Annotated in this window: 20 protein-coding genes; 11 read left to right on the top strand and 9 right to left on the bottom strand. The window is 59.4% G+C overall.

Annotation, left to right across the window (positions count from 1 at the left end):
- The first annotated feature begins 70 nt into the window (after positions 1 to 70).
- Both QE453_RS18600 and QE453_RS18595 read left to right on the top strand, forming a co-directional pair.
- Positions 71 to 1,615 carry a Do family serine endopeptidase gene (locus QE453_RS18600; RefSeq protein WP_309777647.1) on the top strand — a complete coding sequence of 515 codons (1,545 nt, stop codon included), beginning with the start codon at positions 71 to 73 and terminating at the stop codon, positions 1,613 to 1,615.
- Positions 1,616 to 1,703: 88 nt separating this feature from the next.
- Complete coding sequence (locus QE453_RS18595) at positions 1,704 to 2,453, top strand: SDR family oxidoreductase (protein ID WP_309777645.1); 750 nt, start codon at positions 1,704 to 1,706, stop codon at positions 2,451 to 2,453.
- Positions 2,454 to 2,476: 23 nt separating this feature from the next.
- Here QE453_RS18595 and QE453_RS18590 read toward each other — a convergent pair whose 3' ends face one another.
- Both QE453_RS18590 and serB read right to left on the bottom strand, forming a co-directional pair.
- Positions 2,477 to 3,040, bottom strand: coding sequence for a GNAT family N-acetyltransferase (locus QE453_RS18590; protein ID WP_004442733.1), 564 nt, complete (start codon positions 3,038 to 3,040; stop codon positions 2,477 to 2,479).
- Positions 3,037 to 3,927 carry a phosphoserine phosphatase SerB gene (serB, locus tag QE453_RS18585; protein ID WP_309777643.1) on the bottom strand — a complete coding sequence of 297 codons (891 nt, stop codon included), beginning with the start codon at positions 3,925 to 3,927 and terminating at the stop codon, positions 3,037 to 3,039. Before serB ends, QE453_RS18590 begins: the two co-directional genes overlap by 4 nt.
- On the opposite strand from serB, the gene miaA reads away from it, so the two are divergent.
- A complete protein-coding gene (gene miaA / locus QE453_RS18580; RefSeq protein ID WP_282455971.1) occupies positions 3,926 to 4,822 on the top strand; it encodes a tRNA (adenosine(37)-N6)-dimethylallyltransferase MiaA in 897 nt (298 codons plus the stop codon). The two genes, serB and miaA, sit on opposite strands and share 2 nt — an antisense overlap.
- Before the next feature lie 6 nt (positions 4,823 to 4,828).
- Here miaA and QE453_RS18575 read toward each other — a convergent pair whose 3' ends face one another.
- Complete coding sequence (locus tag QE453_RS18575) at positions 4,829 to 6,835, bottom strand: ATP-binding protein (protein WP_022556567.1); 2,007 nt, start codon at positions 6,833 to 6,835, stop codon at positions 4,829 to 4,831.
- Positions 6,836 to 7,216: 381 nt separating this feature from the next.
- Here QE453_RS18575 and QE453_RS18570 point away from each other — a divergent pair, with 381 nt between their 5' ends.
- The 4 genes from QE453_RS18570 (at position 7,217) to QE453_RS18555 (ending at position 10,798) form a co-directional block, all read left to right on the top strand.
- Positions 7,217 to 9,010 carry an acetolactate synthase 3 large subunit gene (locus tag QE453_RS18570; protein ID WP_309777641.1) on the top strand — a complete coding sequence of 598 codons (1,794 nt, stop codon included), beginning with the start codon at positions 7,217 to 7,219 and terminating at the stop codon, positions 9,008 to 9,010.
- A gap of 19 nt (positions 9,011 to 9,029) precedes the next feature.
- Positions 9,030 to 9,602: an acetolactate synthase small subunit gene (ilvN, locus tag QE453_RS18565; RefSeq protein ID WP_004442728.1), complete on the top strand. Its 573-nt coding sequence runs from the start codon at positions 9,030 to 9,032 to the stop codon at positions 9,600 to 9,602.
- A gap of 301 nt (positions 9,603 to 9,903) precedes the next feature.
- Positions 9,904 to 10,272 (top strand): helix-turn-helix transcriptional regulator, encoded by a 369-nt coding sequence (locus QE453_RS18560; protein WP_006697797.1) that lies wholly within the window; start codon positions 9,904 to 9,906, stop codon positions 10,270 to 10,272.
- Positions 10,265 to 10,798: an SRPBCC family protein gene (locus tag QE453_RS18555; RefSeq protein ID WP_035209722.1), complete on the top strand. Its 534-nt coding sequence runs from the start codon at positions 10,265 to 10,267 to the stop codon at positions 10,796 to 10,798. The genes QE453_RS18560 and QE453_RS18555 overlap by 8 nt, the downstream gene beginning before the upstream one ends.
- A gap of 165 nt (positions 10,799 to 10,963) precedes the next feature.
- Here QE453_RS18555 and QE453_RS18550 read toward each other — a convergent pair whose 3' ends face one another.
- Entirely contained in the window at positions 10,964 to 11,809 is an 846-nt protein-coding gene (locus QE453_RS18550; protein ID WP_309777640.1) for an aldo/keto reductase, read from the bottom strand.
- 162 nt (positions 11,810 to 11,971) lie between these two features.
- Here QE453_RS18550 and QE453_RS18545 point away from each other — a divergent pair, with 162 nt between their 5' ends.
- Positions 11,972 to 12,565: a LysE family translocator gene (locus QE453_RS18545; protein WP_004442723.1), complete on the top strand. Its 594-nt coding sequence runs from the start codon at positions 11,972 to 11,974 to the stop codon at positions 12,563 to 12,565.
- Between the two features lie 18 nt (positions 12,566 to 12,583).
- Here QE453_RS18545 and QE453_RS18540 read toward each other — a convergent pair whose 3' ends face one another.
- The 3 genes from QE453_RS18540 to QE453_RS18530 are packed head-to-tail and all read right to left on the bottom strand — an operon-like array spanning position 12,584 to position 14,284.
- A complete protein-coding gene (locus QE453_RS18540; RefSeq protein ID WP_309777638.1) occupies positions 12,584 to 13,372 on the bottom strand; it encodes an anti-sigma factor in 789 nt (262 codons plus the stop codon).
- Positions 13,369 to 13,920 (bottom strand): RNA polymerase sigma factor, encoded by a 552-nt coding sequence (locus QE453_RS18535; protein ID WP_309777637.1) that lies wholly within the window; start codon positions 13,918 to 13,920, stop codon positions 13,369 to 13,371. The genes QE453_RS18540 and QE453_RS18535 overlap by 4 nt, the downstream gene beginning before the upstream one ends.
- On the bottom strand, positions 13,904 to 14,284 hold the full coding sequence (locus tag QE453_RS18530) for a hypothetical protein (RefSeq protein ID WP_051634433.1): 381 nt from the start codon (positions 14,282 to 14,284) through the stop codon (positions 13,904 to 13,906). Before QE453_RS18530 ends, QE453_RS18535 begins: the two co-directional genes overlap by 17 nt.
- Positions 14,285 to 14,491: 207 nt before the next feature.
- Between QE453_RS18530 and QE453_RS18525 the strand changes: the two genes are divergently transcribed.
- Positions 14,492 to 15,619 (top strand): ATP-dependent RecD-like DNA helicase, encoded by a 1,128-nt coding sequence (locus tag QE453_RS18525; protein WP_004442716.1) that lies wholly within the window; start codon positions 14,492 to 14,494, stop codon positions 15,617 to 15,619.
- Positions 15,620 to 15,625: 6 nt separating this feature from the next.
- Here the strand turns inward: QE453_RS18525 and QE453_RS18520 are convergent, their stop codons facing one another.
- Positions 15,626 to 16,324 (bottom strand): MerR family transcriptional regulator, encoded by a 699-nt coding sequence (locus QE453_RS18520; RefSeq protein WP_072494615.1) that lies wholly within the window; start codon positions 16,322 to 16,324, stop codon positions 15,626 to 15,628.
- 234 nt (positions 16,325 to 16,558) lie between these two features.
- On the opposite strand from QE453_RS18520, the gene QE453_RS18515 reads away from it, so the two are divergent.
- Together QE453_RS18515 and QE453_RS18510 are read left to right on the top strand one after the other, a co-directional pair.
- Complete coding sequence (locus QE453_RS18515; protein ID WP_048902722.1) at positions 16,559 to 17,314, top strand: pyridoxine 5'-phosphate synthase; 756 nt, start codon at positions 16,559 to 16,561, stop codon at positions 17,312 to 17,314.
- Positions 17,315 to 17,488: 174 nt separating this feature from the next.
- Complete coding sequence (locus tag QE453_RS18510) at positions 17,489 to 18,754, top strand: NAD(P)/FAD-dependent oxidoreductase (protein ID WP_244455623.1); 1,266 nt, start codon at positions 17,489 to 17,491, stop codon at positions 18,752 to 18,754.
- Positions 18,755 to 18,823: 69 nt separating this feature from the next.
- On the opposite strand, the gene QE453_RS18505 is transcribed toward QE453_RS18510, so the two are convergent.
- Entirely contained in the window at positions 18,824 to 19,870 is a 1,047-nt protein-coding gene (locus QE453_RS18505; RefSeq protein ID WP_004442709.1) for an NAD(P)-dependent alcohol dehydrogenase, read from the bottom strand.
- Between the last annotated feature and the right edge of the window lie 24 nt (positions 19,871 to 19,894).

Here is a 19,894-nt window from a genome sequence, read left to right as displayed (position 1 = left end):
CACTTCATCATTCCGCCTTATGCTTTGACGATATATGCAGGGCAAGACGATTTGAAACGCGAGGACGCATATGGCCGTGACCCTTCTTTCGCCTTTTCGCAGCAGCATTTCCGCAGTCGCGGTAATAGCGCTTGTTGCGGGCAGCTTTGCGGCGCCGCTTCCGGCGGGCGCGCAAAGCCACGGGCCGGAATCTGTTGCCGATCTTGCCGAGCCGCTGCTGGATGCGGTGGTGAATATTTCCACGTCGCAGAACGTCAAGACAGATGGCAAGGGGCCGGTTCCGCCACGTCTGCCGGAAGGTTCGCCCTTCCAAGAGTTCTTCAAGGATTATTTCGACAGCCAGAAGCCGGAAGGCGGTGAAAAGGTCAATTCCCTCGGGTCCGGTTTTGTGATCGATCCCGCCGGTTATGTCGTCACCAACAACCACGTCATCGAGGGTGCCGATGCCATCGAGGTGATTTTCCCGAATGGCTCGAAGCTCAAGGCGACGCTTGTCGGCACCGATACCAAGACCGATCTTTCCGTTCTGAAGGTGGAGCCAAAAACGCCGCTGAAGGCGGTCAAATTTGGCGATTCGCGCAGCATGCGCATTGGCGACTGGGTAATGGCGGTCGGTAACCCCTTCGGGCTTGGCGGATCGCTGACCGTTGGCGTCATTTCAGCGCGCGGCCGCAATATCAATGCCGGCCCTTATGACAATTTCATCCAGACGGATGCGGCCATCAACAAGGGTAACTCCGGTGGACCGCTCTTCAACATGAAGGGCGAGGTGATTGGCATCAATACGGCGATCATTTCGCCGAGCGGCGGTTCGATCGGTATCGGTTTCGCCGTGCCGACGGAGCTTGCACAGAACATCGTTCAGCAACTGATCGAATTCGGAGAGACCCGCCGCGGCTGGCTGGGTGTTCGCGTCCAGCCGGTCACGGACGATGTGGCCGCGAGCCTCGGCATGGACAGCGCCAAGGGCGCGCTGATTTCCGGGGTCGCCAAGGGCGGCCCGGTGGAAAACGGTCCGATCCAGGCTGGCGACGTCGTGCTGAAATTCGATGGCAAGGATATTCACGAGATGCGCGACCTTCTGCGGATCGTGGCGGAAAGCCCGGTCGGCAAGGAAGTCGATGTCGTCATCCTGCGCGACGGAAAGGAAGAGACCGTCAAGGTCAAGCTGGGCCAGCTGCAGGATACCACGGATGAGAAGGCTTCGACTGACGACCAGCAGACTGACGACGGCGACAGCGATGTGATCGCGCCGGAAGACAATGATGGCGGCGACGATCAGGCCCAGGATCAGACTCCGGAGGTGCGTGAAGCGCCGCAGAGCGTGCTTGGCATGAATCTCGTTGTGCTCAGCAATGAGTTGCGGACGGAAAAGGGCATTGCCGAGAGCGTTGAAGGCGTGCTGGTCGCAAGTGTCGATCCGGGTTCGCCTGCAGAACAGAAGGGCATGAAGGCAGGCGATGTGATTGTGGAAGTCGGACAGGACTTCATGGAGGTTCCCGGCGACGTGCTGGTGCGGGTGAATGGTCTGAAATCGGAAGGCCGGAAGAACGCCCACATGATGGTGGCCGATGCGCAGGGCAATCTGCGCGTGGTGGCGCTGCCGCTGGAATAACGCTTTCCGCACGGTCGGGCAGGAATCGGGTGGTTCCGATGCTGCCGGCTCTTTAAGCCTTGGCCTCCACCGAACGGAGACCAAGGCTATGAAATTACTTGAAAACAAAGTCGCCATCATCATCGGCGCGTCATCCGGCATCGGCCGCGCAACGGCGCGCCTGTTTGCCGCTCATGGCGCCGCCGTCGTCATCAATGCGCGCGGCGAAAAGGCGCTGGACGAGGTTGCCGCCGAGATTCGTGAGGCGGGCGGACATGTGCACACGGTTGCCGGCGACGCTGGCGTTGCGGAAACCCATTCCCGTTTGGCCGAGGCGGCCACCGACGTTTTTGGTGGTCTCGATATCGCCGTCAACAATGCGGGCGGCGTGGGTGCCGCCAAGCCGCTGGCGGAGATTTCGCCTGACGAATGGGATTACGTGCTTAACGTCAACCTGACTTCCGCCTTTCTTGGCGCGCGCTGTCAGATTCCGCTGATGCTGAGGCGCGGCGGCGGTTCTATCGTCTTTACCTCAAGCTTCGTCGGCACCAGTGTCGGCATACCGGGCATGTCGGCTTATGGCGCTGCGAAGGCCGCGCTGATGGGGCTGGTGAAGGGTATTACAGCCGATTATGCCGCCAGCGGCGTTCGCGCCAATGCGTTGTTGCCCGGGGGTGTGAACACGCCGATGGCAGGGGATCAGGCACAAAAGGACTGGGCCGACGGCCTGCATGCGATGAAACGCATCGCCCAGCCCGAGGAAATAGCGCAGGCAGCGCTTTTCCTCGCCAGCCCGATGGCGAGTTTTGTCGCTGGCGCGGCGCTTTTTGCCGATGGTGGCAACGCCGCGGTGAAATAATTCCGGACCGGCGGGTCACGACGTCAACGCGCCCGCCATTGCTCCAGCGTCAGCGCATAGGTGACGTGCGGACGCAGATGGGGATGCGTCTCTGCGGGCACGCGGGGATGGTCGAAATCCCGCGAGGGATCACGTTTCAGCCCGATTCGCTCCATCACGGCGGTCGAACGGTGGTTGTTCCAGACAGCGAAGGAGACGATTTCCGGCGTCTCCTTTTCGTCAAAGGCCATCACGAGCAGCGACTGCGCCGCTTCGGTGACATAGCCATGTCCCCAGAAACGGGTGGCGAGCCGCCAGCCGATCTCCATGGTGCCGACCGGGAAGGGCGGGTCGAGATTAAGGACGGGCGAAATACCGCAAAATCCCATGGATTCGCCTGTTTCCCGCTGCTCCATCGCATAGAAGCCATAACCACTACCGCGGATCATGCCATTGATGGTTTCGAGAACCGCGTCCGCTTCCTGATGGCTGCGGCGGAAGGGGAAAAATTCCATGACCTTCTCGTCGGCATTGATTTCACGGAAAAGGTCTCGGTCGCTCTCCTTCCACTCCCGCAGAATAAGTCTTGGGGTCTCGCGAATGATCATGGGGTGACAAAGTCCGTCTTTCGATAACCCTGAATATAAAGAAGCGCCGTCAGGTCGCCATGGTCGATGCGCATCTGCGCTTCGGCCGCCACGGCCGGCTTGGCGTGCAGGGCCACGCCCGCGCCCGCCACATGCAGCATGCCCAGATCATTGGCTCCATCGCCAACCGCCATCGCCTCATCTGGAGAAATGCCGAGTTTGGCAGCAATATCATTCAACGCATCCTCCTTGGCCTGTTTTCCGAGGATGGGTTCGGCAACGGTGCCATCAAGCTCGCCATTTGCCTCACCAAGCAGATTGGCGCGGTTCTCGTCAAAACCGAGCACCGCGGCGACACGGCTGGTGAAGACGGTGAAACCGCCTGACACGAGGGCCGTGTAATAGCCTTTCGCCTTCATGGTGGCGATGAGTTCCTTGCCACCCGGGGTCAGCGTGATGCGCTTTTCGATGACCTCATCGATGACAGCAACCGGCAGTCCTTTCAGCAACGCGACGCGCTCCCGCAGTGCCGGTTCAAAGGCGATTTCGCCGTTCATGGCGCGTGCGGTGATGGCTGAGACCTTGTCCTTCAGCCCGACTTCAGCTGCCAGCTCATCGATGCATTCCTGACCGATCATGGTCGAATCCATGTCTGCGATCAGGAGTTTCTTGCGACGCTGGTCCTGCTCCTGGATTACGATATCGATCGGCTGGCCGGCGAGGGTGTCAGCGATAGCCCTGTGTGCCTGCTCTATTGCGGTGCCGGAGGGCAGTGCGATATCGCAGGCAATCCCGTCCGCCAGCCAGTAGAGGCCCGATGCGTTCACGGCCTTCGCGGCCGCTTCGCCGAGGGCCGGTGTCAGAACAGGATTTGACGGATTGGCGATAAGCGTGGCAACCAGAGCCATGATGAAAAACCTTGATGAGAATTTTGATGCGATCCTGATAACCGGCCCGACGGCTAGCGGCAAGTCCGCGCTTGCGCTTCGTCTGGCTGCGGAGCGGGACGGTGTCGTCATCAATGCCGACAGCATGCAGGTTTACGACACGCTGCGCGTGTTGACCGCCCGACCGTCCGAAGACGAGATGGAGGGGGTGCCGCATCTCCTCTACGGTCACGTGCCGGCGAGCAGCCTCTACTCCACGGGCGAATGGCTGCGGGACATCTCCACTGTGCTTGCCGATCTGCGCGGGCAGGGGCGTTTCCCCGTCATCGTCGGCGGCACGGGGCTTTATTTCAAGGCGCTGACAGGCGGGCTTTCCGACATGCCTGCCATTCCGGACACGATCCGTGAGCCGATGCGGGCCCGGTTGATCGAAGAAGGCGCAGCCATCCTTTACGCCGAGCTTGCCCGGCGCGATCCCGTCATGGCCGACATGCTCCAGCCGGGAGACGGCCAGCGTATTGTCCGCGCGCTGGAGGTGCTTGAAGCGACCGGGAAGTCCATCAGGGATTTTCAGCTTGCCCGTGGCCAGATGATCGTTGATCCGGACCGGGCGCAAAAACTCGTGGTCCTGCCGGAGAGGCCGGTATTGCATGCGCGTATCAACCGGCGTTTCGAAGCCATGATGCATAGCGGTGCGGTGGAGGAGGTGCAGGCGCTTCTCGCCCTCGATCTTCCGGCCGATGCCACCGTCATGAAGGCGATTGGCGTTGCCCAGATTGCTGAAATGCTGGCCGGGCGCATGAGCACGGCGGATGTAGTTGAAAGATCGGCCGCTGCAACCCGACAATATGCCAAACGGCAGATGACATGGTTCCGCAACCAGATGGATGAAGACTGGATGCGTATTCAGCCGTGAAGGAACTCAATCTTTCCTGTAGAGACTGCCGAGCGGTTTCTTGAGCAGGCTTTCACGCAGCGACGGGCGTGTATCACCCTGGGGACCATTCTGCGCCTGCATCTGGAAACCGGCTTTGCGCAACTCGTTGACGGCGCTGGAGGCGGTGTCGGTGCCTACCGGATTTTGTGATGCAGGCAGGGCGCGCCCAGGTAGCATGTCCGGGCGGTAGGGTTCGTATTCCTCGCTTACGGCCGCCCCCAGCTCCCGCTTCCAGGGATCGATATCGGCCGCGTCGAGAGGCCGCGCGGTCGGTTCCGCCGGATCGGAAAAGGCCGCTTCCACGCTCTGCTGAAAGCCTGTGATAACCGGCCTGCTTGCGGCGCGCATGCGGGTGACGATGGCGTTCAGGTCAACGGTATCGGGCGTTTCCTGGCTGGCGTGGCTGATCGTGCCGCTCGCCTTGGGCAATTTGATGGTGGGCACCCGGTCGAAACGCATGCGCATTGGCACCCCGACTGCCTCGCCGAAGGCGATGGCTTCGCCATTGCCGATGGAGGAAAGAAAGCTTGTGGTTGAGGCCGATGCGTTCGGCACAGCCGAGAGAATGATCTTCTGGTCGATCTCGTTCGACAGCCGCATGGCGAAAACAGTCGAACATTGCGACAGGATTGTCTGATCCAGCTCACTGGGTCTCTGGGTGATGATCCCCAGCGAAATGCCGTATTTCCGGCCTTCCTTGGCAATCTGGGCGATGGATTGCCGGGTGGGGAAAAAGCCGCGCTCGGGGTCGGCGGGAACATAACGGTGCGCTTCCTCGCACACCACGAGCATATGCAGCGAACCGCGCGCCAGCACCGCCAGTTCGAAGGACATACGGCAAAGAACGGAAACCACCGAGTTTACCACTTCGGACGGGATGCCCGACAGTTGGAATACCGAAATCGGTTTGCCTTCCCCGGGAATGCGGAAAATATGCGCCACCGTTTCCAGAATCGTGTCGCTGATCGTATTGCTGGAGAACATGAAATTATAACGCGTGTCGTTGATGGCCGAAAGAATGCGGCCTTTCAGCGTGCGCAGCGCCGGTTTTTCGCCACGCCCCTCCAGCCGCCCGATGCGCTCGTCGATGAGGGCGAGAAGATCGGCGATGCGGTAGGGAACCGGCGTGTCCGGTGTGATCGCGCTCTTGTCGGAGGTGCGGCGAACGGCCGAACCTTCGGTTCCGCGAAACGCTTTTTTCGCCTCGGGAATCAGATCCCGCAGAACATCCATTTCCTCCGGCACGGGTTTGCGGCCGCGGAACACAACCTCCGCGAACTCCTCAAGGCGCATCAACCAGAAGGGAAGGTCCAGCGTATCGGTGTCGATGACGACGGAATGATCTGGGAAGGCGGCGGCGAATTCGTTGTGCGGATCAAGAATGAGGACACGCAGTTTCGGGTCGGTCTCGATTGCCTTGTTCAAAAGCAGGGAGACCGCAGTGGTCTTGCCCACACCGGTCGAACCGACAACGGCGAAATGTTTGGCCAGCATCTGCGGAATATTGATGGCGGCATTGATCGTATCGTCCTGCGTCAGCTTGCCGATGACGCAGGCGTCGCGCTTGCCGCCGTCGTAAATCCTGGAGAGGTCGCTCGCACGGATACGATGCGCGACCGCGCCGAGATAGGGATAACGGGAGATGCCGGTGGAAAAGCGTTCGCTGCCATCTTCGGTGCGATAAACCTCGCCCACGAGTTCAACGTCGATCAGCAGCCTGTTCGGCTTGTCTGGCGCCCAGTATTCTTCGCCGGTCCGCATGGCAAAGACAAGCGCGGCGACGCGGCTCGTGCCCATTTCAATGGAGATCAGGCGTCCGACGGACCAGAGCTGCGATACGTCTGTGGTGCCCGGTTCGGTTTCCGCAACAATGGTGGCGCGTGCGCCGTCGCAGGCGATGACACGGCCGAGCATGCGGTTCGCCGGCTGCTCGCCGGATCGCCGTTCGTTTTCGCCCATGCGGGACGCGTTATGAAACGTGTCGTTACTCACATTTTTTCCCGGTACATGCGGATGATCGCGGTGGTTCCGGCAGCATCTGCCTTCCCGGTATAAAAGATTATGCTTAACAACAGGTGTATCGCTTGTGTTCGAAAATTTCGCGCAGCCGCGCTTTCCGGCAATAAAAGAAGGCGACGGTGATTTTTTCATGCAATATGCGTTGACGGCTGGGGCTTTTGTGGCTAACACTCCGGCCCATGAAAAATCTTAACGTACTTATCGTGGTGGGACGGCGCATGGGCAGGATGGTGTAACCATCCGGCGAAAGCACCCATGCGCTGAACGAGGCTCCTCTAGGGGCCTTTTTTTATGTCTTCAAACAGGCCCTCGGGCTCCTCGATATCCAAAGCCAAAGCGGGATGGAAACAGGCAATGACGGATAAGGACAATACGGACAACAGCAATCGCATGACAGGTGCGGAGATCGTTTTGCGGGCGCTGAAGGACAACGGCGTCGAGCACATCTTCGGTTATCCCGGCGGCGCCGTACTTCCGATCTATGACGAGATTTTCCAGCAGGAAGACATCCAGCATATTCTCGTGCGCCATGAGCAGGGCGCTGGCCATGCGGCTGAAGGTTATGCCCGCTCCACCGGCAAGGTCGGTGTCATGCTCGTCACCTCAGGTCCCGGCGCGACCAATGCAGTTACTCCCCTGCAGGATGCGCTGATGGATTCCATTCCGCTCGTCTGCCTGTCCGGCCAGGTTCCGACCACGCTGATCGGCTCGGACGCGTTCCAGGAATGCGATACTGTTGGCATCACGCGCCCCTGCACCAAGCACAACTGGCTGGTGAAGGACGTCAACGAACTGGCTGGTATCATCCATGAGGCTTTCCGCATTGCGCAGACCGGCCGCCCGGGTCCTGTCGTTGTCGATATCCCGAAGGACATCCAGTTCGCCACCGGCACCTACACGCCGCCTTCGGCTGCCGTCCAGCAGAAGAGCTACAAGCCGAAGGTTCAGGGCGACCTTAATGCCATCCATGCCGCCATCGAACTGATGTCGAAGGCGAAAAAGCCGGTTTTCTACACCGGCGGCGGCGTCATCAATTCCGGCCCGGAAGCAACCCGGTTGCTGCGTGAACTGGTCGAGCTGACCGGCTTCCCGATCACGTCGACATTGATGGGTCTCGGCGCCTATCCGGCGTCCGGCAAGAACTGGCTCGGCATGCTGGGCATGCACGGTTCCTACGAAGCCAACATGACGATGCATGATTGCGACGTTCTCGTCTGCGTCGGCGCGCGTTTCGACGACCGTATTACCGGCCGCATCAACGCTTTCTCGCCGAATTCGAAGAAGATCCATATCGATATCGATCCCTCCTCGATCAACAAGACGGTTCGCGTCGACGTTCCGATCATTGGTGATGTCAGCCATGTCCTAGAAGACATGGTTCGCCTGTGGCGCGCTTTGCCGAAGAAGCCGGAGAAGGCGCAGACTGCAGAGTGGTGGTCACAGATCGAGCGCTGGCGTGCCCGCAACTCCTTCGCCTACAAGAATTCCAACGATGTCATCATGCCGCAATATGCACTGCAGCGGCTTTATGAGGCATCGAAGGGGCGTGACACCTACATCACCACGGAAGTCGGTCAGCACCAGATGTGGGCGGCGCAGTTTTTTGGCTTCGAGGAGCCGAACCACTGGATGACCTCGGGCGGTCTCGGCACCATGGGTTATGGCCTGCCTGCTGCCATCGGCGTTCAGGTCGCGCACCCCGAAGCGCTGGTTATCGACATTGCCGGTGACGCCTCGATCCAGATGTGCATTCAGGAAATGTCCTGCGCCATTCAGTACGGCCTGCCGGTGAAGATCTTCATCCTCAACAACCAGTATATGGGCATGGTGCGCCAGTGGCAGCAGCTGCTGCACGGCAACCGCCTGTCCAACTCCTATACGGAAGCCATGCCCGATTTCGTGAAGCTGGCCGAAGCCTATGGCGCGGTTGGCATGTATTGCGACGACCCGAAGGAATTAGATGACAAGATTGCCGAGATGATCGCAGTCAAGAAGCCGGTCATTTTCGATTGCCGCGTTGCCAATCTCGCCAATTGCTTCCCGATGATTCCGTCTGGTAAGGCTCATAACGAGATGCTGTTGCCGGATGAGGCGACGGATGAAGCAGTTGCCAACGCCATTGACGCCAAGGGCCGTCAGCTAGTCTGAGCCGGGAGAGGAAAAGGACATGAACGCACACCTACAACCCACCGGCTCCGCCTACTTCATTCAGAAGGAAACGGCTGCCGTCGAAAACCACACGCTGTCGGTTCTCGTCAACAACGAGCCCGGCGTGCTGGCCCGGGTCATCGGCCTCTTTTCCGGCCGTGGCTACAACATTGAAAGCCTGACGGTTTCGGAAACCGAACATGAGGCGCATCTGTCGCGCATCACCATCGTGACGCGCGGCACGCCCATCGTGCTGGAGCAGATCAAGGCGCAGCTGGAACGGATCGTGCCGGTGCACCGGGTTCTCGACCTGACCGTTCGCGCCCGCGAACTGGGGCAGGAGCGGCCGATCGAGCGGGAAGTGGCGCTGATCAAGGTTGCCGGCACCGGTGAAGTCCGTGCCGAGGCGTTGCGGCTTGCCGATGCGTTTCAGGCCAAGGTCGTGGATGCGACGGTGGAACATTTCATTTTCGAAATCACCGGCAAGTCGTCGAAAATCGACCAGTTCGTGGCGATAATCAAGCCGCTCGGCCTGATCGAAATCTGCCGCACGGGCATTGCCGCGATGAACCGTGGGTCGCAGGGGATGTAATTTCTCCGAGTGCGGAGCAAGTTCCCTTCGGTGCGAATTGCGGTTTGCGGCGGCTGGACTTGTAAATGTTTTGAACGCTCTCTTCGTCATGCTCGGGCTTGTCCCGAGCATCTGCGAGATCTCAGTTTTGTTGGACGTGATTGAATCCTTGTCCCGAGCCCAAGGATGACGTCAACTAAATATCAAGATTTTTCATCACCTTAGACCGCGGCATTCGCCGCGGTTTTTTTTATAACCTTCGTGCGGCTCAATATTCAACCATGTTGTTGACTTTCTGTGGCTCTCGTCTATATTCAACAACATGGTTGAATTATCCGCTTCACATCTAGACACTGTCTTTCATGCCTTGGGCGACGCCACGCGACGCACGATGCTGCGAGATCTTTCCCGCGGTGAGCGAACGGTGACACAGTTAGCTCAGCCGTTCGACATCTCGCTCGCTGCGGCTTCAAAGCACATCAAGGCGCTGGAAAATGCGGGGCTCATCCGCCGCGAGGTGAGGGGGCGTATCCATGTCTGCCGCCTTGCGCCGGAACGGCTGGAAGAAGCGCATGAATGGCTGGATTTCTACCGGCAGTTCTGGGGCAGCCGCCTCGATATTCTTGAGCAGATGCTCAGGGAGGAAGATCAGGGAAAAACCCCTGCAGATGGAGGAAATGACAATGGCTGATATTGCAATGCCTGACACCTATGGTCGCCTCGTTGAACCGACGACCCTGAAAATCGAGCGGCTGCTGCCGGGGCCGGTCGAACGGGTATGGGCCTATCTGACGGAAAGCGACCTTCGCCGTCGCTGGCTGGCTTCCGGCGAGATGCGGCTTGCCGCCGGCGCACCATTCGAGCTGGTGTGGCGGAATGATGAACTTTCCAATCCACCCGGACGCCGCCCTGAGGGCTTTTCCGAAGAGCACAGAATGGCTTCCCGCATCATTACGGTTGTTCCGCCGCACCGCCTTGTCTTCACATGGGGCGAGGGTGCCGAGGTTTCCATCGAACTCCAGGCTCTTGGTAAGGACGTGCTCCTGACGCTGATCCATCGCCGGCTGGCGGATCGCACCACAAGGCTCAATGTCAGCGCCGGTTGGCACGTGCACCTTGATGTTCTCGCTGCCCGCCTTCAGGAGGAGGAACCGGGACCCTTCTGGGAAACATGGCTGGGTCTGAAAGAGGAATATGAGCACCGGATACCGCAATAGGCACGGTGCGTTCTCGTGATGCAACGGCGCGGCTTGCCGCGCCGTTTCGATTGGTCCGCCTGATTTTCCCTTGGGCGACAGGGCTGCCTACGGGACTTGGCGTTCACATTCCGATTCAACCGCTTGAGCGATTGATTCAGAAGTGTTTCCTAACCGTTTGTTACGTCACAGCATTTCCAGCGCCGTCTTGCGCGTTGGCGGGGGGAAGACAGCGTCCAGTGCGGCCCAGTCCTCCTCGGTTATATCAAGATCGGTCGCGCCGCGATTTTCTTCGACGCGCGCGGCATTCGAGGATTTCGGGATCGCGATGACGCCTTCCCTTTCCAGCAGAAAGGCCAGAGCCAGTTGCGCCGGGGTCGCCTGATAGGCCTTGGCGATGCGTATGAGTTCATGGTTCTTGAGAATACGGCCCTGTTCTATGGGAGAATAGGCCATCAGTGGCACGCCGTGTTGCTGGCACCAGGGCAACAGCGAAAACTCCGGCCCGCGTCGGGACAGATTGTAAAGTACCTGATTGGCGGCGCAGTTCCTGCCGCCAGGAACGGCGAAAAGCTCTTCCATGTCGTCCGTGTCGAAATTGGAGACGCCCCAGTCGCCGATCTTGCCGTCCATCTTCAGTCTTTCGAAAGCCGCCACGGTTTCTTCGAGTGGGTGCTCTCCGCGCCAGTGCAGCAGATAGAGATCGATGTGGTCGGTGCCGAGCCGGGCGAGGCTGCGCTCGCAGGCGTCAGCAGTGCCGGTGGCACTGGCATTCCAAGGATAGACCTTGCTTACCAGAAACACGTCTTCGCGATGATTGACGATAGCCCTGCCGACTATCTCTTCCGATCGGCCGTCCGCGTACATTTCCGCAGTGTCAATCAACGTCATGCCAAGGTCGATGGCCCGTCGGATACTTTCAACCTCCTGCTCGGCGGATGATCTCGTCTCCCCCATGTTCCACGTCCCGAGGCCGAGGGCTGGGACCTCTTTTCCGGATGGGAGGGCAACGTAGGGAATGTCATCATACATCGTTTCGCTCCAGGGTTTTCGCGGAAAGAATAAGCCTTTGTTCCGACTTCTCAACCCGGCACGGGCGGGATCGATCCATCAAAAAAATTGACCTCGTCGATCGGTTTGCCGGGCTGGTCTGATGGCGGTCCCGTGGGTAGGGTTGCCTTCACAGGAGAGATCATGACTGCCGAGACATTTATCGCGCTGGTGCTGTTTGCCTTCACCACCTCCATCACGCCCGGTCCGAACAATATGATGCTGTTTGCTTCCGGCGTGAATTTTGGTTTCCGTCGCACCGTCCCGCATATGCTCGGCATCGGTGCGGGCTTTCTTTCGCTGCTGATCGGGGTCGGATTTGGCCTCGGGGCACTGTTGCATTCGGTACCGGCACTTTACACCGGGCTGAAATTTGCGGGTGGGCTTTATCTCGTCTGGATCGCGTGGAAAATCGGAACGTCCCGCAGCCTCCATGAAGGCACGGCGGCTTCGCAGCCGATGAGTTTTCTTGCAGCAGCGGCGTTCCAGTGGGTCAATCCCAAGGCGTGGGTGATGGCGGTTACGGCAATGGCGACATATACGGACGAGACGCAGTATTTCCTTACCGTAATGCTTGTGGGGGTGGCCTTCGCTGCCGTCAATCTTCCCAGTGTTTCCACCTGGGCCGGTTTCGGCTCGGCGCTTCGCGACTGGCTCTCCGTTCCAGTCCGGCTCAAATGGTTCAACATCAGCATGGCCGTGCTTCTCGTCATCAGTCTCTGGCCGATGCTGAAATAACGGCTCCACTCGGCGACCCTATGTCGGGAACTGCCGGTAACATTCCTCGGCGATCGCCTGTACCTCGGCTCGCGTCAGTTCCGCGGAGACGGCGTAACCCAGCTCGTTGTCGATCCAGTAGAAGGTCTCGATTCCGTCGGCGCTGGCCATGCGGAAACTGGTTGTGCGGTTTTCCTCGTTGTGGCCTATCAGCACCGTCACCCGCCTGCCGGTCCTGTCCTGGTACATCAACATCGCACCCGGCTTGCCGCTGACGGGGATAAGACGCCCACCGACGAGGTCATATCCAATCTTCGAAAGATCGGGAATCGCGAAGGGGTAGCCGAGCCGCTTGCCAAGCCAGGTTGCCAGATGCTGCTGTTCCCCGGCCCCCACCTCTACGGGATGACGCACTTCGCTCGCGTAGATGAGATAAGCGGATTTCGCCTGGGCAGGAATGTCCGTCGTCAGCGATGCCAGCACCACATCCTGCGGCGTGGAAGCGGACCACGGCAGAAGCCTGCCGGCTGCCGCACCCGCCGTGAAGATCAGGAAGGCTGCCGCGGTTCGCAGGAGAAGGGGTTTAAGCCGCCAGGCGCGTGCGACCTTTTCGCGAGTCAGCATCGATGCGTCACGCGGATGTGCGGCGGCATAGGAGGCGAAGGCATTTCTCAGGCTGTCGGCCTGTCTCTTCCAGTCTTCCACCCGGCTCTGCTCTTCCGGTCTTTCCGCGAGCCATGCCTCGACAGCCGCGCGGTCATCGTCGGAAAGAAGCCCGTCGACATAGGCGTGCAGGTCGTCTTCGGTTATGGCATCAGCCCGTTTCATCGTGGTCTCCGCAGGGGAATGATATTATCCGCCGCCAGATGCTGGCGAAGGGTTTCGCGGGCGCGGGACAGTCTGGACATGACGGTGCCGAGCGGGATCGACAATGTCTCCGCCGCCTCCTGATAACTGTAGCCCTCCACCGTCACCAGCATCAGTACGGCGCGCATCTCAGGCGAAAGCAGCGCAAGCGCGCCGTGCAGGCGGTCGTTCTCCAGCGTATCGCCCAGCGTTTCGGCAGCGGCGATCGTTTCATCGAGACTTTCCGAAGGATGCCGTTGCTCTGTCCGGTGGCGGTTGCGATAAAGATTCGTCATTATCGTGTAGGCCCATGATTTCAAACCGGTTCCGCGCCATGTTGCTTTATTGGCCAGCGCCTTTTCGACGCAGTCCTGCAACAGGTCCTCTCCATCGGTATCTGAGCGCGAAAGGCTGCGGGAATAACGGCGCAGCATCGGTATCAGGGCCAGCATCTCCGCTTCGAAGCTGCCGGCCGCGGGGGACTGTCTCCCCCGCGTCGCAGCTTCCATCTCGTCAGGGTTTTGCTGCATCCCACACACCGTTCACGCCGTCGCCGGTGGCATCGCCCTTCTTGGTGTCCTTGATCCAGTAATAGAGCGGCATGCCGTCCTTCGCCCATTGCTTCTTGCCGTCCTTGCGCGTCACGATGGAGTAAGCCCCTTCGGCTTTCGCATTCTCCGCAGCGAAGAAGGGCGGCCAGTTCGTGGCGCATTTGTCATAACAATTGGATACGCCCTTCTTGTCATTCTTGAAAGTGTAGAGCGTCATGCCTTTTTCACCTGCGAGCACATTGCCTTTTGCGGTCTTGACCGTTTCGACCGCCGGGGCGGCATAGGCTGTTCCGGCAAAGGCCAGAACGAGGGCGGGGACGATGAAGCGGATTTTCATGGACATATCCTCCTTGGTTCGGGCGGGCTCGAGCCGCCGGCACAACAAGAGACACCGTTGGTCCGTGATTTATTCCCTTCGCAAAATATTTTTTTCAGCAGCCTGATGACGAACGGGGAAAACCGGTCGTAAACCTGCGCTTCAGCGCTCACGATATTCATCTTTCGTTCTTTTTCTGTTGCGTACCGGGCTCGAATCCTGCGATGAGGGCGCATGTTATTTTCACCGCAACAGGACGAAGCGCTCAAGGCTGTTTCCCGCTGGCTCAAGGAAGGCCGGTCGCCGGTTTTCCGGCTGTTCGGCTATGCCGGAACCGGCAAGACCACGCTTGCCAAGCATTTTGCGGAAAACGTCGATGGAGAGGTGCTGTTTGCGGCCTTCACCGGCAAGGCGGCGCAGGTGCTGCGTTCGCGCGGCGCGACCAATGCCCGCACCATCCACTCCCTGATCTACCGCCCGCGCGGAGAGGAGACGGTGGAAGACGAAGAAACCGGCAAGACCTCGATTGCGCCGATGTTCTCCATCAACCGCCAGAGCCCGCTCGCCAAGGCGGCGCTCATCATCATCGATGAATGTTCGATGGTAGACGAACAGCTTGGCAAGGATCTGATGAGTTTCGGCACGCCGATCCTCGTGCTCGGCGATCCCGGCCAGCTGCCGCCGGTTTCGGGCGGAGGCTTCTTTACCGAGCAGGAGCCGGATTATCTGCTGTCGGAAATCCATCGCCAGGCGAAGGACAATCCCATCATCCATCTTGCCATGGATGTGCGGGAAGGCCGGGAGATCATGCGCGGCGATTATGGTTCCGCGCAGGTGATCTCCAAATCCGAGGTGACGCAGTCGCTGGTACTCGATGCCGATCAGGTGCTGGTTGGCACCAACCGCACCCGCCGCCGCTATAATCAACGTCTTCGCGAGCTGAAGGGTTTTACCGCCGATTATCCGCAATCGGGCGACAAGCTGGTCTGCCTTCGCAACGATCCTGCCAAGGGCCTGCTCAACGGCTCGCTGTGGCAGGTGATGAGTTCGTCGCGCGAGACGGTGAAGCCTGGTATCAACCTGATGATCCGGCCTGAAGACGACGATATGGATCGCGGTGCGGCCAAGATCAAACTGCTGAAGGCGGCCTTCGAGGACGTGGAGACCGAAATTCCGTGGTCCACGCGCAAGCGTTATGACGAATTCGATTTCGGCTATGCGTTGACGGTGCACAAGGCCCAGGGTTCGCAATGGAATAACGTGGTTCTCTTCGATGAGAGTTATGCGTTCCGGGACTCGCGCGAGAGGTGGCTTTACACCGCCATTACCCGCGCGGCTGAGACCCTGACCATCGTTCGCTGATCCTGATCAGGCGCGGATGACGCCGAGCAGAACCGCCTTGGCCACCGCCTGAAAACGGTTGCTGGCGCTGAACTTGCCGATAATCTTCGCTTCGAGGATGTTAAGCTCGTTTGCCGAAAGACCAAGGGCGCGGGCGAGCCTGACAGGGGCGTATCCTTCCGCCATGAGTTCGAGACATTTCCGTTCAGGATCGGTTAGCGCGATGTCGTTTGCCTGTCCCCTCTCGGCCGCGTCCGCGCCATCTTCGTCGCTATCGGTGACGAGCAGTTCCTCGATCTGCTGGGCCTGGCGCTGGAGCGTGGAAAGCTCCGCCGTCAACTCTCGCTTTCGCTGCCTTAGTGCGTCGCGAAATATATCGTCTGCCTCTTCCTGCGAGAGAGAACGGACCAGTTTTTCCATGATCTCCGTAATCGAAGCCACGGAAATACCGACTTCGCGGCAAACGTTGATAACGGCCATGCGCTGGACGTTGCGGTGAGAATAGACCCGCATCTGTCCGATGCGTTTAGACGTCAGCAGTGCCTTTTCTTCGTAAAAATGCAGGGTACGGTGGGTCACTCCGAAGATATTGGCCATGTCGGCGATCGGAACCGGTTCCGCGGGCAGCGATGAGGGCAGGCTTATATCCGGTAGAAAGCTGTTGACCCTTAGATTGGGTTTGTCCTCGTCGCCGTGACTTTCGAACGGCATCCGGCCATCCTGCATTGTCTCCCCCTTCGCGCTCTCCGGCAGCGTGTCTGCCTTTTTAAAGGCGTCTGTTGCTTATTCCCCCGCAACAGACCGTTTTTCGATAAAAACATAATGCCAAACGCTACATCAAAACCGGAACGTGTCATGCGCACTTTCGTTCCCGGTATGATAAAAAATTTATCAGCCTCCTTGCGGTCGGCGTCAACCTGCGTGAAACAGGATGTCAATTCCGAACCGGAGCCCGATGCCATGCCCGCAAAACTCTCTGTCAATCTGAACGCAATTGCCATGTTACGCAACCGCCGCGATCTTCCGTGGCCGGATGTCGCGCATTTCGGGCATATTGCACTGGAGGCGGGGGCGAGCGGGCTGACTGTACACCCGCGGCCTGACCAGCGCCATATCCGCTTCTCGGATCTACCGGCCCTGCGCGCGCTGATCGATGACAGGTTTCCCTCCGCGGAGTTCAACATTGAAGGATATCCGAGTGAGGATTTTCTCCTTCTGTGCGAAAAGACCCAGCCCGAACAGGTCACACTCGTACCTGACGATCCGTCGCAGGCAACCTCAGATCATGGCTGGGATTTCCGCGAGCATGCGAAATTTCTGAAGCAGGTCGTCGGACGGCTGAAATCGGGCGGCATGCGGGTGTCGCTTTTCGCAGATGGCGACGGCGAACGCGAGCCGGTGGAACTGGCGGCTGAGACGGGCGCTGCGCGTATCGAACTTTATACCGGGCCCTATGGCGGCTGTTATGACGATCCGCACAAGGCCGATGTGCTCGTCGAGACGCTTGGGCGGACGGCGGACCATGCTGCGGCGCTCGGACTTGCCGTCAATGCGGGCCATGATCTCACCGTCGCGAACCTGCCAAAGCTGATGAAACGTATCCCTTATCTGGCCGAGGTTTCAATCGGCCACGGGTTGACGGCGGATGCCCTGGAATATGGCATGGCGGAAACAGTCCGGCGTTTTCGGCAGGCCTGCGGTCAGGCTATTTCATAACCAAAGCCAATTTTTTCGCCTATGTTCTGCCTTGCGCATGCTCCGTGCGCGAGGGCGGCGGGAGATATGTCGGAACCGGTCCCGCCGAACTAGGTTCTGGGTTGAGTATCGGCGTTTCCGATAGTCGGAATTCACTTTCCGGACCGATGCTCGGGCTTTTGAAGGCAGAGACATATGCAAGAACATCATGTTGTCGTCGTGGGTGGAGGCTTCGGCGGTTTGCAGCTGGTACACGGGCTGGAGGGGGCCTCTGTCCGCATCACATTGATCGATCGTCGCAATCATCACCTTTTCCAGCCATTGCTTTATCAGGTTGCGACGACTGCGCTGGCGACATCCGAGATCGCGTGGCCGATCCGTCATCTCTACCGCGATCGCAAGGAGGTCACGACGCTGCTTGCCGAGGTGACCGGCGTGGATCGGGCGGCCCGGACCGTGCATCTCAACACCGGTGAAACGATCCGCTTCGACACTTTGGTGCTGGCTACAGGCGCACGCCACGCCTATTTCGGTCACGATGAGTGGGAGCGTTCCGCGCCGGGTCTCAAGACGCTGGAGGATGCGACAACGATCCGCCGCCGCCTGCTTCTGGCTTTCGAACGGGCCGAACTCGCGACCAGCGAAGACGAACGACAGGCACTGCTAACCTTTGTCATCATAGGGGCAGGCCCGACCGGCGTGGAAATGGCAGGCATGATTGCAGAGCTTGCCCATAAGGCGCTGCCGGCGGAATTCCGCAACGTTGACACCCGAAAGACCCGCGTGCTGCTCGTCGAGGCTGGTCCCCGCGTGCTGCCGGTCTTTACGGAGGATCTTTCGGCCTATGCCAAGGAGGCGCTTGAGAAACTTGGCGTCGAGGTTCTGCTCGGAACGCCGGTGACGGCCTGCAGCGACGAGGGCGTGACGGTGGGCGAGACCCATTATCCATGCCGTACGGTCGTCTGGGCCGCCGGCGTGCAGGCTTCTCCCGCGGCCAAATGGCTCAATGCCGCCGCCGACAGGGCAGGGCGGGCCATTGTCGGGCCACAGCTTAATCTGGAAGACGATCCCGATATCTTCGTCATCGGCGATACCGCCGCCGTCAATCAGGAAAACGGCAAGCCGGTGCCGGGTATTGCGCCTGCGGCAAAGCAGCAGGGCGCTTATGTCGCGAAGGTCATCAAGGCGCGGCTTGACGGCAAGCCGTTTCCTTCACCCTTCCGCTACAGCCATCAGGGCAATCTTGCCACGATCGGCAAACGCGCCGCGGTGATCGATTTTGGCCGGTTCAAGCTCAAGGGCGTGCTGGCATGGTGGATATGGGGACTTGCCCATATCTATTTCCTGATCGGAACGCGTTCGCGGCTGGCCGTGGCGTGGAGCTGGCTTTGGATTTACTTGAGTGGCCAGCACAGCGCGCGGCTGATCACCCAGAAAGAAACGCTGAAGGACGAGGCGTGAGGCAAGCGACAAAGAAACGGCGGGAAGCATGGCTTCCCGCCGTTTCCTGTTTCGCCGTTTCCGGACGCATCAAGCGTCGAGCGACGCCATGTCGATGACGAAGCGGTAACGTACGTCGCTCTTCAGCACGCGCTCATAAGCCTCGTTGACGTCCTTGATGTCGATCTTTTCGATTTCGGACACGATGTCGTGCTTGCCGCAGAAATCCAGCATCTCCTGGGTTTCCTTGATGGAGCCGATCATAGAGCCAGCCAGAGAACGGCGGCCGGGGATGACCGAGAAGGCGTGCACGGGGATCGCATGTTCAGGCACACCGAGAAGCACCATGGTGCCATTGACCTTCAGCAGGCCGAGATAGGCATTCCAGTCGATTTCCGCCGAAACGGTGCACAGGATCAGGTCGAAGGTACCGGCGAGCTTTTCGAAGGTCGAGGCATCGCTGGTGGCATAATATTCCTTCGCACCAAGCTTAAGGCCGTCTTCCTTCTTGGAGAGTGTCTGCGAAAGCACGGTGATATCCGCGCCCATGGCTGAACCGATCTTCACGCCCATATGGCCAAGACCGCCCATGCCGACGATAGCCACCTTCTTGCCCGGACCGGCATTCCAGTGCTGAAGCGGCGAATAAAGCGTGATACCAGCGCAGAGCAGGGGAGCGGAGGCGTCGAGCGGCAGGTTTTCCGGAATGGAGAGGACGTAATCTTCCCGCACGACGATATGGTCGGAGTAACCGCCCTGCGTGGCGGTCTTGCCGTCGCGTTCGACGGAGTTATAGGTCTGCACGAGACCCGGCATGTACTGTTCATTGTCGAGATCGCGCGTGGCGCAACCGACGCAGGAATCGACAAAACAGCCCACGCCGACATGATCACCGACCTTGAATCTGGTGACCTTGGAGCCAACGGCGCGGACGACACCGGCGATTTCGTGGCCCGGAACGATCGGGTAGACGGCGTTCTTCCATTCGTTGCGGACGGTATGAATGTCGGAATGGCAGATACCGGCATATTTGATATCGATGACGACGTCGTCATCATTCGGCTCGCGGCGTTCGAAGGTGAACGGGGTAAGCGGCTTCGACGCATCTGTCGCAGCGTAACCTCTTGCAATAGCCATCTGAATATCCTTTCGGGAGTTGGG

The sequence above is a fragment of the Agrobacterium sp. SORGH_AS_0440 genome, assembly GCF_031453135.1.
Lineage (GTDB): Bacteria > Pseudomonadota > Alphaproteobacteria > Rhizobiales > Rhizobiaceae > Agrobacterium > Agrobacterium pusense.
Note: the sequence above shows the minus strand (reverse complement) of the source record. Positions and strands in the feature narration are given on the sequence as shown.